Raw genomic sequence first — 13,293 nt, 5'->3', positions numbered from 1 at the left:
TTTCTTTTGAAATATCTCAACTAAGATAGTTATTTCTTACAAATGTGAATAATTAAATCGATTATTCTGCTACTATAGCCAATTTCATTATCATACCAGCCTATTATTTTTACCATTTTTCCTATTACAGAAGTCATTAATGAATCAAATGTACAAGAGTATGGATTACCAAGAATATCAACAGATACAATTGGATCTTCGGTATAAGACAAAATACTTTTTAAATTAGCTTCTGAAGCTTTTTTAAACTCATCATTAATTTCTTGAATTGATGTTTGTTTTTTAACATTAAAGGTAATGTCTGTAAGCGACCCATTTGGAACAGGAACCCGGATTCCACACCCTCCTATAACATTACTTAATTCAGGAAAAATTTTTGTTAGTGCTTTTGCAGCCCCCGTTGTTGTAGGAACAATAGATTGGCTAGCGGCTCTTGCGCGTCTTAAATCCCTATGAGGTTGATCATGTAAGCTTTGATCTGTGGTATAGCTATGTATTGTAGTGATATAAGCTTGCTCAATACCACATAAATCATTGACAACCTTAATCATAGGTGCTGCATTATTTGTAGTACAAGAAGCATTTGATATAATACTTTCTGAACCATCTATAATGTGATCATTTACTCCCATAACAATAGTCTTTACACTATCATCTACAGGGGGGGCAGAAAGAATAACTTTTTTTGCTCCTGCTTTTAGGTGCTTTTCAGCACTAGATCTTGTTTTAAATTTTCCTGTAGATTCTATAACTACATCTACATCGTATTTTTTCCAGTTACATTGCTCGGGATCTTGTTTGTTAAGTAATGGAATTGTTTTGTTTTGTACGACTATATGATCTTTGGTGTAAGATATTTCAAAAGGTAAAATACCATGAATACTATCATATTTAAGTAGGTGACTTAATGTTTTTGAATCAGCAAGATCATTGATAGCTACAACCTCTATATGTGGGTGATTGACCAATAATCTAAATAAATTACGACCAATTCTTCCGAAGCCGTTGATAGCAATTCTAGTAGACGTATTCATTAAATGGATATTACTTTTTTAGTTATGTTAAATGTTTTTGAGCTTTATAAGAAGATCTTACTAGAGCACCACTTTCTACATGTCTAAACCCCATTTCTAATCCAATTTCTTCATATTTTTTGAACTGATCCGGAGTTATAAATTCTTTGACTGGTAGGTGTTTTTTACTTGGTTGTAAATATTGTCCGATAGTAACAATATCTAATCCTACAGTTCTTAGATCTGTAAGTGTTTGTATAACCTCATTTTCTTTTTCTCCAAGACCAAGCATGATTCCACTTTTTGTACGATCAATGCCATTGTCTTTAAGATATTTTAAAACTTGTAAGCTTTGCTCATATTTAGCTTGTATTCTAACTTCTCGTGTTAATCTTTTTACGGTCTCCATATTATGAGAAACAACTTCTGGTTTTACCGCAATAATTCTATCGATATTCTTTGTTTTTCCTTGAAAATCGGGGAGTAAAGTTTCTAGTGTAGTTTCTGGGTTCATTCTACGAATAGCTTGGATAGTTTCTGCCCAGATAATTGAACCACCATCTAATAAATCATCTCTGTCTACAGATGTTATTACTGCATGTTTTATATTCATAATTTTTATAGATCGAGCGACTTTTTCGGGTTCTTCCCAATCTACTGTCTCAGGTCTTCCTGTTTTTACTCCACAAAAACCACAAGATCGTGTGCAGATATTTCCTAATATCATAAAAGTAGCTGTTCCTTCACTCCAACATTCTCCCATGTTAGGGCAACTTCCTGAGGTGCAGATTGTGTGTAGACTATATTTATCTACCAGTCCTCGGAGTTCGGTATATTTTTTTCCTGTGGGGAGTTTAACACGTAACCATTTTGGTTTTCCTTTAGGTGGAGCTACACTAGTAACATCATTATTCATACAAGAAATATTTTTAGCAAAAATACAAAGAAAGCTTAGATTAAAATGAAGTTTTCTGTAAAGTTAAGATATCGTTACAAAAGAAGTTTGTTGATTAATAAAGAAGTGTTCTAGTTAGAAAAGTATATTCTGAAAATCATAAACTATAGATTTTTTAGTTTACTGCAATACCTTACTTAAGTAAAGTCTTAACATTAGGTTAAAATTAAGTTAACGTGAAATTTTTTTTATTTTTTCTAGTTATCCTCTTAATTAAAGATAAAAAATCATGTCTGAAGAATTGGTTAGTCTTAAAAAGAAGAAAAACAATCGAAAGCGTGTGGAAAAATGGTTACTTAATAATCAGAGATATATTAATATCACTGCAATAGAGAAAGAAATTTCTGCACCAAAAGGGTTGGTACAAAAGTTTATTAAATATGATAAAAAGATTAATGATAAATGGATTGATCCATTATACAGTATTATAAAGGAGTTTACTTCATTTACTTTAAGGTAATTTTTAAAACATTAATGTTTTACATCAGTGATTATCTCAGAAAGTAATTTTTTAGCTCGTAGTAATTTAACTTTAACATTATTTATGGGTTCATCTAGGTGGTCAGCGATCTCTTTATAACTCAACTCCTGAAAATATCTTAAATTAATTACTTTTTGATAGTTAGGCTTTAATTGCTTAATATACAGGAGTAACTGAGCTAGATTCTGTTTAGTAATTAATTTATCTTCTGGAGTGGGAGTGTCGTCAATAATTTTGTACACCACATCATCTGCTTGGGTAGTGGTCTTAGATTGTATTGAAGCATTTTTTTTTCGTAATAAATCTATGTGAATATTTTTTGAAATCTGAATCAACCAAGTTTTGAAGCTATATTCTTCCTTAAATGTGCTGATTCTATCAAATGCTCTAGAAAAACTTTGTATCGTAATATCTTCGGCTTCGTATTCATCTTCAGTTCTTTTTAACTGAAAATTATAAACATCATTCCAAAAAGTATCTAAAAGATAATTAAAAGATATTTGTTTCCCTTCTTTAGCATTTTTAATGTGATCTTCTAGAGGAATAGATTTTTCTTTTTTCAATGATTTTTTTTTGATTAGAATAAGTGACTAACATAGTTAAAAACTAATTAGAATGCTTTTCATCATTACAGGTTGAATATTCATCTGGAGTTTTACCACATAGAGAACACGATTCACCTTCTTTATTTAAAAAAGGGCTTTGACTAGCACATGTACCAGCAAATTTACCATCTTTTTTTGCCCATAACTTGATAGCAATACCACCAAATGCTAATAATAATAAACCAACTGTAAGTAATAAAAGTTTCATAACTGTATAAAAATCAATTTTTTTTACAAAGATACAAAGAATGTGCGGCTAAGTAAGTGCCCTATTAAATAAAAACAATTATTATTTTTTTTAATAAAATTTAATGTGAAGAGTTTTGCGGTTATATTATATTAACCTCAGTTTCTAGAAGAATATCAAATTTTTCCTTTATTCCTGAAATGATTTTTTTAGAAAGGTCTAAAATTTCTTTTCCTGTAGCGTTATCATAATTTACTAAAACTAAGGCTTGTTTTTCATGTACTCCTGCATCACCCCATCGTTTTCCTTTAAAACCAGATTGTTCTATTAGCCAGCCTGCAGGGACTTTTATATGATCGTCATCTATTTTATATGATGGAATGTTTGGATATATTTTTTGAAGTTTAGTAAAATGACTTTTTGTAATAACAGGGTTTTTAAAAAAACTACCACTATTTCCTATTTTTGAAGGATCAGGGAGTTTGCTTTTACGTATTTTGATAACTGCTTCAGAAATATCTTTGATTGTTGGTTTGGTAATTCCTTGGTCATTTAATGCACTTTCTATGGCTCCATAACTAGTAGTAAGAGTATGTTCTTTTTTAGTGAGGTTAAATGTGACTTTTGTGATGATATATTCTCCCTTTACTTCATTTTTGAAAATAGAATTGCGGTATCCGAATTTACAATCTTTATTCGAGAAGATGTGTTTCTTTCTGGTGGCAATGTTGATTGCTTCACAACTTATCATAGTGTCTTTAAGTTCTACACCATAAGCACCAATATTTTGAATAGGAGCACTACCAACGTAACCAGGAATTAGGGATAGATTTTCTAATCCACCATAATTATTCTTTATACAATATTGTACAAAATCATGCCAGTTTTCTCCTGCGTTTACAGAAATTAATACTGAGTTTTCTGACTCCTCAATAACAGTAATACCTTTTATTTTTATATGTAGAACAAATGCATCAAGATTTTTTGTTAATAGCATATTACTACCTCCACTTAATATAAAAATAGGTCTTTTATGTATGATTGAAATCGCATTAATTAAATCTGCTTCAGAGGTTATTGAAACAAACTCTGAAGCAGTACTGTTAATACCAAAAGTATTATATTCTTTTAAGGATTTATTATTCTCAACCTTCATTAGTCATTATATTTTTCTAGCGCGATTTTTAATATTTCTATTGCTTTTTTTAAGTCTCTACGATTTAGAACATAAGCTATGCGAACTTGATTTTTTCCTTTATTAATGCTTGAGTAAAATCCAGAAGCAGGAGTGAGCATAATTGTTTCCATATTTAGATGAAAAGTACCTAAAAGCCATTCTGTAAAATGATCAGCATCTTTAATGGGTAATTCAGCAATACAGTAAAAAGCACCTTTAGGAGTGGATACTTTTACTCCTGGGATTTCTTTAAGTCCAGCAACTAGGGTATCTCTTCTTAATTTATATTTAGCAATAGTTTCTGTGTAGTATGATTCTGGAGCATCTAGTGCAGCTTCGCTAGCAATTTGCGCAAAGGTAGGAGGGCTTAACCGAGCTTGTGCAAATTTCATGGCGGTTTCTATTACATTCTTATTTTTGCTAACCATACATCCAATACGCGCTCCACACATACTATATCTCTTAGATAGAGAATCTATTACAATAGCATGTTCATTTAATTCTTTTTCTTGTAAAATAGAATAATGTTCTGATTCATCATATACAAATTCTCGATAGACTTCATCAGAGATCAAGAATAGGTCGTATTTTATAGCAAGTCTAGATAATTCTTTGATTTCTTCTTTACTATATAAGTAACCCGTTGGATTACCTGGGTTACAAATTAATATGGCTTTAGTCTTTGATGTGATAAGTTTTTCGAATTCAGAGATGGATGGTAAAGCAAATCCATTTTCTATAGAAGAAACTACAGGTACTACTTTTACGGTAGATTGTGTTGAAAAACTATAGTAATTGGCATAAAAAGGTTCGGGTACTATGATTTCATCTCCAGGGTCAGTGATACTACCCATAGTAAAGATTAATGCTTCACTACCTCCAGTAGTAATTAGAATATCATCAGATGTAACACTAATGTCATGTTTAGCATAGTATAGAGCTAGTTTGCTTCTAAAACTCTCAAATCCGGCTGAATGGCTGTAAGCTAGAATGTCTAATGTGTGATTTCGTACGGCTTCCATGGCTTCAATTGGTGTTTTGATATCTGGTTGACCGATATTCAAATGGTAGATATGTTTACCGTCTTTTGCTGCTTTTTCAGCAAAAGGAACCAATTTTCGTATTGGAGATTCGGGCATTGTTTTGCCTTTATGTGACACTACTGGCATTTAATCTGAGTTTAAAAAAAAATAAAATAGCCGTAAATTTCTTAATTTTTTTAAGAAATAGCTGTATCCTTGATAGTATTTTTCGATTATATTTTTTAATTTTAATATTAAAGCTTTTATTTTTTTAATTTTTCTCGTTTTATGAAAAGCTGGATTGTAGTGAATATTTTATTTTTCAGTTTTGTTCTTTCTGTATAAAATGACTTCGGGTTACCTTTTAGAAAAAAAGGTGATAAGATTAGATTTTAACTTATAAACAATCTCATTGTTATTCCTGTTAATATAAAGGAGTTGGACATAGGTATTGAATTTACAATTCTTTTTGCGGTAGATGATACAGACTTATAAAGCATATTAATGTTTCAAAAATAGACCTTAGAGAATTAAGTGATAAAGCTTCTGTAGAAGCTATAAAATCAGTTAATAATACGATTGAGATAGGTAGTTTTTTAAGTATTAATCATACGATTTATAAGGTTTTGGATAAATCAATTAATTTTTCTCACAGAATGGGAATTCTTGTACATGGTGTAATAGGTTATAATTTCTTTAAACATTTTATTTTTGATGTTAATTATTCAAAAGAGTATATAAAAATATACCCTCCTGAATCTTATACTTATAGAAAATGTAAAAAGTGCTACCAAGCTAAACTTTATTTAAGAGAACAAAAGAAAAAACCATTTATAGTTGCTCAATATTTATTAGAAAAAAGGTTGATTGATATTACTCTTTTATTGGATATGGGTTCTGGCTCTTCTTTGGGATTGTTTAACAATAAGAAAAAAGAAATAATTTAGTAATAATAAATCTTTCCAGAGATTTATATAATATATTTTTAATATGAACTTAGTATGTGGTGAGTATTATTAAATAAAATAATGATGATATTCTTATTTTTTTAAGAAATAAGAATATCTCTGGTACTATTTTTAAACTATTTTTTTATATTTAGAGTAATGAAGAACTTACTACCAGATTTATATAATTTTTTTAAAAATAAAATTTTAGTATTATTCCTATTTTTTAATATTGCCTTTTATGCTCAAAAAGACTTTAGGTTACCTATTGGTAAAAAAAGCGACAAAATTAAGTTTGAACTAGCAAATAATCTCATTGTTATTCCTATTGTTGTTAATGGAGTTGAACTTTCTTTTATATTGGATACAGGAGTTGGCTCAACAATTATATTTAGTGTAGATAATAAGAGCACATTAGAGTTAAAAAATGCTTCAAAGATCTATCTTAGGGGATTGGGTGACGGAGAGCCTGTAGAGGCTATAAAATCAATGAACAATGAAGTAAGGATAGGGAAATCAATCAGTACTGACCATAAGATTTTTTTAGTGTTGGATGAGTCTATTAACTTCTCTCCCAGAATGGGTTTTCCAATACATGGGATTATAGGCTATGATTTTTTTAAAAATTTTGTTTTAGATATTAATTATTCAAAAAAAGTTATAAAAGTATATGATCCTAAACAATATGAGTATAAGGATTGTAAAAAATGTTATCAAACCAATATAGCGTTTAGAAACAAAAAAAGAAGACCATATATAACAGCTCAATACCATTCTGCTAATGGCTTGGTTGATGTAGATCTATTATTGGATTCTGGTTCTAGTTCATCTTTATGGTTGTTTGAAAATAAAGCTAAAGGGATATATGCAAGTGACAATTCTTTTAGAGATTTTTTAGGAAAAGGGTTTAATGGTGATATTTATGGGCTAAAAACAAAAATAAAGGAATTTCGGATAGGAGATTTTAAAATGAAAGAAGTTACAGCCTCATTTCCTGATTCTATATACATACAAGGAGTATCTTTGAATAACAGACAAGGATCGTTAGGAGGGAGCATATTACGAAGGTTTAATTTAATAGTAGATTACCCTCATCAAAAAATATCTTTTAAAAAGAATAGTTTCTTTAATAAGCCTTTTAATTATAATATGAGTGGAATTACTATTCAGCATACTGGTTTTACCGCAGTAAAGAATTATCAAGAGAATGATAGGGTTTATTTAGGGATAAATAAGGTGGTGAGTAAAAAAACTATAGAATTGTTTAACAATTTCGTGCTTCACCCTAAATATGAGATTTTAGACGTGAGGTCTAACTCTCCAGCTGATCTTGCAGGTTTAAAAAAAGGAGACATTATCTTGCAGGTAAATGGTAAAAGTGCTCATAATTATAAACTTTCTGATCTTAATGAATTGTTCTATTTTGAGTCGGGTAAAAAAATTAAAATGAAGATTAAAAGGTTGGGGATGGAAATTAATTACCAATTCTTATTAAAGAAAGTATTATTTTGACATATAAAAAAAGACACTATAAAATAGTGCCTTTTAATATATATATGTTTCATTTTTAGTTTTCTAAAACGCTTTTTTCTAGTATAGTTCCTTTAATTTTTAATGCTTTGGTACTTTCTGTAGCATTAGAGTTTACTGTTATCGTTTTACGAATAGGACCAACTCTGTTAGTATCATATTTTACTTCGATAAAACCTGTTTCTCCAGGAGCAATTGGATTTTCTGGTTTTTTAGGGATAGTACATCCACAACTAGAATATACTTTAGAAACAATCAAAGGAGCATTTCCTGTATTTGTAAATTCAAATTTACGAACACCATCACTACCCTTAGCTATTTCACCATAGTCAATAACTTCTGATTTAAATTTTATTTGAGCCTTAGCATCCTGAGCATGTATGGTTGTGCCCAGAAAACTTATAAATAGAATCATTATTATTTTTTTCATAATGTAGGTTTTTATTAAATGTAAAAGTACTTACTTTTTATTCAACCGCAAAATTATAACTATAAAGTTGGAGGTTAGAAATTGATACTATGAGTTGTAAAATTTCATTTATTTTAGAGCTATACAACATTTTTTGTATAGTAACAGTATGAGATTTATTACCTATGTTTTTTAAATTTTCATATTTCTAACTTCGTTCTTCATACTATAATAAGTACTTTTGCATTTTAAAATCAAAAATCAGACCAAAGTATGTCTTTAGCAGCAAAATACGATGCAAAATCAATAGAAGAAAAATGGTATTCTTATTGGATGGAAAATAATTATTTTCATTCAGAAGTTGATGAAAGAGAGGCATATACTATTGTTATTCCACCTCCAAACGTTACTGGTGTTCTACATATGGGGCACATGCTTAATAATACAATCCAAGATGTGTTAATTCGTAGAGCTCGTCTACAAGGATATAATGCTTGTTGGGTTCCAGGAACAGATCATGCTTCGATTGCTACAGAAGCTAAGGTTGTTGCTAAGTTAAAAGAAGAAGGGATTGATAAAAATGATCTTACTAGAGAAGAGTTTTTAGAGCATGCTTGGGAATGGACTCATAAACATGGTGGAATTATTTTAGAACAATTGAAAAAGTTAGGAGCTTCTTGTGATTGGGAACGTACTGCTTTTACTATGGATGATAATTTGTCTGCTTCTGTGATTAAAGTTTTTGTTGATTTATATAATAAAGGACTTATTTATCGCGGGTACAGAATGGTAAATTGGGATCCAGAAGCTAAAACTACCTTGTCTGATGAAGAGGTAATATATGAAGAAAAGCAAGGTAATTTATATTACCTTAACTATAAAATAGAGAATTCTAAAGATATACTTACTATTGCTACCACACGCCCAGAGACTATTATGGGAGATACTGCAATATGTATAAACCCGAATGATGAACGATTTACCCATCTTAAAGGTAAAAAAGTAATTGTACCTATTGCTAATCGTGTTATCCCTATAATTGAAGATGAATATGTAGATATGGAGTTTGGTACAGGATGCCTTAAAGTAACTCCTGCCCATGATCCTAATGATAAAATCCTTGGTGATAAACATCATTTGGATGTTGTAGATATTTTTAATGATGATGCGACATTAAATTCTTATGGATTACAATATGAGGGTAAAGATCGTTTTGTAGTTAGAAAAGAGATTGTAAAAGAATTAGAAAGTATTGGAGCTTTAGAAAAAATAGAAACTCATCTTAATAAAGTAGGGACTAGTGAGCGTACCAAAGCTGTAATTGAACCAAAACTAAGTGATCAATGGTTTTTGAAAATGAAAGACCTGGCTCAGCCAGCATTAGATTCTGTTTTGAATAAAGACGTAAATCTTGTGCCAGAGAAGTTTATAAGTACATATCGCTATTGGATGGAAAATGTTAGAGATTGGAATATCTCTCGTCAATTATGGTGGGGACATCAAATTCCGGCATATTTCTATGGAGATGGTAAAGAAGACTTTGTAGTAGCAGAAAGTAAGGAAGAAGCTCTCGTTTTAGCTAAGAAAAAAACAGGAAATAAAGAACTAACAGAGGCAAGCCTTACTCAAGACCCTGATGCTCTTGATACTTGGTTTTCTTCATGGTTATGGCCAATGAGTGTTTTTAACGGTATTTTGCAACCAGATAATAAAGAAATTAATTATTATTATCCAACAAATGATTTGGTGACTGCTCCTGAAATTTTATTTTTCTGGGTAGCTCGTATGATTATAGCGGGGTATGAGTATAGAAAAGAAAAACCATTTACTAATGTATATCTTACAGGAATAGTGCGAGATAAACAAAGACGCAAAATGTCTAAATCACTTGGTAATTCCCCGAATCCATTAGATTTAATAGATCAGTATGGGGCAGATGGTATTAGAGTAGGGATGTTGTTAAGTTCTCCTGCAGGAAATGATTTGATGTTTGATGAGGATTTATGTAAACAAGGAGGGGCTTTTGTTAATAAAATATTTAATGCATCTAGACTCATTTTGGGTTGGGAAGTTGATGATACTATAAATCAGCCAGAATCTTCTACTATGGCGATAGAATGGTATGTTTCAAAGTTTCAGAAAGCATTGTTAGAGCTTGAAGATAGTTATACAAAATACCGTATTAGTGATGCCTTAATGATTACTTATAAACTGGTCTGGGATGATTTTTGTAGTTGGTTGCTAGAAATGGTTAAGCCTACTTACGGTAATCCTATTGATGCAAAAACATATCAGCAAGTGATTACTATTTTAGAAGAGAATCTAAAAATTTTACATCCTTTCACACCTTTTATTTCAGAAGAAATATGGCAACAAGTTGCAGGTAGAACACCAGAAGAAGCGTTGATTATTGCTAACTGGCCAAAATCACAACCTATTAATGAGGGCTTGATTGCAGAATTTGAGATTGCAGCAGATGTAGTTTCTGGGATTAGAACGATACGAAAAGAAAAAAATATAGCATTTAAAGAAACTATTGAATTATCTGTATTGAATAGTGAGAAAAACAACACTACTTTCGATACTGTAATCAGTAAACTTGGTAACCTATCAGTGTTAAACTATGTAGATGCTAAAGTAGAAGGTGCGCTTTCTTTTAGAGTAAAATCTAATGAATACTTTATCCCGATTTCAGGAGCGATAAATATAGAAGAAGAAATTAAAAAATTGACTGATGAATTATCCTATACAGAAGGTTTTTTAAAATCTGTACAGAAAAAATTACAAAATGAGCGTTTTGTAAATAACGCACCAGATCAGGTTATTGCTAATGAAAGAAAAAAACAAGCTGATGCGGAGGCTAAAATAGCAACTATACAATCTAGTTTAGAGAGTTTACAGAAGTAGTTTTGTCTATTGTAATCGTGTAGATGTAGATTGTTTATATTCTATTTAATACTAAACACCATGATTCTGTAATTAATCATGGTTTTTTTAGTGTTTAAATTTGCAATTTTTTGAAAAAAAACATTGGGACTTAGAAAAGCAACAATATATTACGTTTATTTTATAAGGTGTACAGATTTTTAATAAAGGAGTTTGATATAGAAATTAAATTTAATCTGTAATATATGTATTCACTAATTCGATATATTTTTCTTTTGCTTCTTTTGGGGTGAGATTTTTTGCTTGAAAAAATGCATTTAGTTTAAATGCATTTCTAAGTTGACTATTTCCTGAGGGGGTAAAAAAACCTTCTGTATCTGTGTGTATTGCTCGTTTATAACATGCGTAGAATCGAAGCATGATATCTGGAGGCAATTGTATTTTAGTATTGCTAGCGCGCTCATATGCATTTTCGAAAGCTGTATTTAATTCTTCTTCAGTCATTATACTTACTCCTTTTTTGAGAATTCATCCTAGAGGAGAACTCAAAATGGTTAGTCAAACAAATATCTAGACTTATATTATAGTCTGGTTTTTGATATTTAGTAAATGGGGGATTTTTTATGTATTGTACCTTATTTAAAGCTTAGCAATAATACTTTCTCCACCTTTTACTTTTTGATTTAAAGAAACATTAATATTTGTTCCTATGGGGAGGTATAGGTCTACTCTAGACCCAAATTTAATAAACCCTCCATCAGATCCCTGGATGACTTTTTCTCCTACTGTTGCATAATTTACAATTCGTTTGGCTAAAGCTCCGGCAATCTGTCGATATAGTATTTCTACAACATTATTTTTTACAACTACAGTTGTTCTTTCATTTTCTTCAGAAGCTTTAGGATGCCAAGCTACAAGATATTTACCAGGGTGATATTTGCTAAATAGAACTTCACCGTTAATAGGGTGTCTTGTTACATGAACATTTATTGGAGACATAAAAATAGAGACTTGTAACTTATTTTCTTTAAAGTACTCTTTTTCATATACCTCTTCAATAACTACAACTTTTCCGTCTACAGGAGAAACTATAGTTTTGTCATTAACCTGAGTAGTTCTTTTAGGGTTTCTAAAAAATTGTAAAATTAAAATTAGAAACACTGATGTGATCAGTAGTATAGCGATTTGCCATTCTTTGATTTGGATAGCTACGTAAGAAGCTAAATTGATTCCTAAAAATAATACTAGTGCAACTGATATTATTTTATATCCTTCTTTATGAAACATACTTTAATATTTGTAAAAATGCGTACAAAAATGGGCTAGCGAATATAATACTATCTAATCGATCATATATGCCTCCATGACCTGGCATTATAGTGCCACTGTCTTTAACTCCTGCTTGTCTTTTAAACTTAGATTGTATTAAATCTCCTAATGTGCCAAAAATACTCATAATTATACTTATAATCAACCAAATGTTTATTGATAAAGTATTAGAAAATATAGCTATTAGATATCCTGATAGCATTGAGAAAATAAATCCACCAATAAAACCTTCTACAGTTTTTTTTGGGGATATTCGCTCTAGTAACTTATGTTTTCCAAAGTTTTTTCCGACTAAATATGCAAAACTGTCATTAACCCAGATGATTAGAAATGCTCCAGCAATGATGAAGGGTTGGTATTCTCCTGTGTAACTAGGAGCAAGAGAAGAGAATACAATACATGTGATTAAGTAAAAGATGCTGGTAAGGTACTTTCGTTTTTCAAACATTGGAATGATACGAATTGTAATTAAATCTTTTACTAAAAAAAGTTCTGTAATAATTGTAAGTGCTAAGACTGGGAGTATGAGATATTCTTTATCCTGAAATACGTTTAGAGCTACTAATAATAAAATAAATATGACATATAGTCTTTTATTATTAAGGTGTATTAATTTCTGAAATTCGTAGATAGAAATTATTCCAAAAATTAGAAAGATTCCTATAAAAGTATATCTAGAAATAAATATTGATGATAATAATATAGAGATATATAAAAATCCCGATATGGATCTAGTAAGAAGTTCTTTCATG

General features: G+C 30.2%; 14 protein-coding genes. 4 read left to right on the top strand and 10 right to left on the bottom strand.

All coding sequences use genetic code 11. The features are described 5' to 3' along the window. Positions 1–29 precede the first annotated feature (29 nt). Positions 30–1,034: a type I glyceraldehyde-3-phosphate dehydrogenase gene (gene gap / locus N456_RS17435; protein WP_062059986.1), complete on the bottom strand. Its 1,005-nt coding sequence runs from the start codon at positions 1,032–1,034 to the stop codon at positions 30–32. 22 nt (positions 1,035–1,056) lie between these two features. Further along, positions 1,057–1,929 carry a lipoyl synthase gene (gene lipA / locus N456_RS17430; protein WP_062059985.1) on the bottom strand — a complete coding sequence of 291 codons (873 nt, stop codon included), beginning with the start codon at positions 1,927–1,929 and terminating at the stop codon, positions 1,057–1,059. Between the two features lie 268 nt (positions 1,930–2,197). Between lipA and N456_RS17425 the strand changes: the two genes are divergently transcribed. Next, on the top strand, positions 2,198–2,428 hold the full coding sequence (locus N456_RS17425; protein WP_062059984.1) for a hypothetical protein: 231 nt from the start codon (positions 2,198–2,200) through the stop codon (positions 2,426–2,428). Between the two features lie 11 nt (positions 2,429–2,439). On the opposite strand, the gene N456_RS17420 is transcribed toward N456_RS17425, so the two are convergent. The 4 genes from N456_RS17420 to N456_RS17405 all read right to left on the bottom strand — a co-directional run bounded on the left by N456_RS17420 (position 2,440) and on the right by N456_RS17405 (position 5,587). Further along, positions 2,440–3,012, bottom strand: coding sequence for an RNA polymerase sigma factor (locus tag N456_RS17420; protein WP_082422575.1), 573 nt, complete (start codon positions 3,010–3,012; stop codon positions 2,440–2,442). A 43-nt stretch (positions 3,013–3,055) separates the two neighbouring features. Beyond that, positions 3,056–3,262 carry a hypothetical protein gene (locus N456_RS17415; RefSeq protein ID WP_062059982.1) on the bottom strand — a complete coding sequence of 69 codons (207 nt, stop codon included), beginning with the start codon at positions 3,260–3,262 and terminating at the stop codon, positions 3,056–3,058. Positions 3,263–3,383: 121 nt separating this feature from the next. Beyond that, the gene (gene murB, locus N456_RS17410; RefSeq protein ID WP_062059981.1) at positions 3,384–4,397 is read right to left on the bottom strand and encodes a UDP-N-acetylmuramate dehydrogenase; all 1,014 of its coding nucleotides are present in this window, start codon (positions 4,395–4,397) and stop codon (positions 3,384–3,386) included. Beyond that, a complete protein-coding gene (locus tag N456_RS17405) occupies positions 4,397–5,587 on the bottom strand; it encodes a pyridoxal phosphate-dependent aminotransferase (RefSeq protein WP_062059980.1) in 1,191 nt (396 codons plus the stop codon). The genes murB and N456_RS17405 overlap by 1 nt, the downstream gene beginning before the upstream one ends. Positions 5,588–6,066: 479 nt before the next feature. On the opposite strand from N456_RS17405, the gene N456_RS17400 reads away from it, so the two are divergent. After that, complete coding sequence (locus tag N456_RS17400; protein WP_148639362.1) at positions 6,067–6,387, top strand: hypothetical protein; 321 nt, start codon at positions 6,067–6,069, stop codon at positions 6,385–6,387. Positions 6,388–6,546: 159 nt separating this feature from the next. Further along, positions 6,547–7,899, top strand: coding sequence for a retropepsin-like aspartic protease (locus tag N456_RS17395; protein WP_062059977.1), 1,353 nt, complete (start codon positions 6,547–6,549; stop codon positions 7,897–7,899). Positions 7,900–7,954: 55 nt separating this feature from the next. Here the strand turns inward: N456_RS17395 and N456_RS17390 are convergent, their stop codons facing one another. Continuing rightward, positions 7,955–8,347, bottom strand: a complete 393-nt coding sequence (locus N456_RS17390) for a DUF1573 domain-containing protein (RefSeq protein ID WP_062059975.1) — start codon at positions 8,345–8,347, stop codon at positions 7,955–7,957. A gap of 252 nt (positions 8,348–8,599) precedes the next feature. Between N456_RS17390 and N456_RS17385 the strand changes: the two genes are divergently transcribed. Next, positions 8,600–11,233: a valine--tRNA ligase gene (locus N456_RS17385; RefSeq protein ID WP_062059973.1), complete on the top strand. Its 2,634-nt coding sequence runs from the start codon at positions 8,600–8,602 to the stop codon at positions 11,231–11,233. A 210-nt stretch (positions 11,234–11,443) separates the two neighbouring features. Here the strand turns inward: N456_RS17385 and N456_RS17380 are convergent, their stop codons facing one another. From N456_RS17380 to N456_RS17370, 3 genes are all read right to left on the bottom strand, one after another. After that, positions 11,444–11,716, bottom strand: a complete 273-nt coding sequence (locus N456_RS17380) for an acyl-CoA-binding protein (protein WP_062059971.1) — start codon at positions 11,714–11,716, stop codon at positions 11,444–11,446. Positions 11,717–11,851: 135 nt separating this feature from the next. Beyond that, positions 11,852–12,499 (bottom strand): phosphatidylserine decarboxylase family protein, encoded by a 648-nt coding sequence (locus N456_RS17375; protein WP_062059969.1) that lies wholly within the window; start codon positions 12,497–12,499, stop codon positions 11,852–11,854. Then, a complete protein-coding gene (locus N456_RS17370) occupies positions 12,489–13,292 on the bottom strand; it encodes a phosphatidate cytidylyltransferase (protein WP_062059967.1) in 804 nt (267 codons plus the stop codon). Before N456_RS17370 ends, N456_RS17375 begins: the two co-directional genes overlap by 11 nt. Position 13,293: the final 1 nt, after the last annotated feature.

The sequence above is a fragment of the Aquimarina longa SW024 genome (assembly GCF_001401755.1).
Classification (GTDB): domain Bacteria; phylum Bacteroidota; class Bacteroidia; order Flavobacteriales; family Flavobacteriaceae; genus Aquimarina; species Aquimarina longa.
This window is presented reverse-complemented; position numbering and strand designations above follow the sequence as displayed.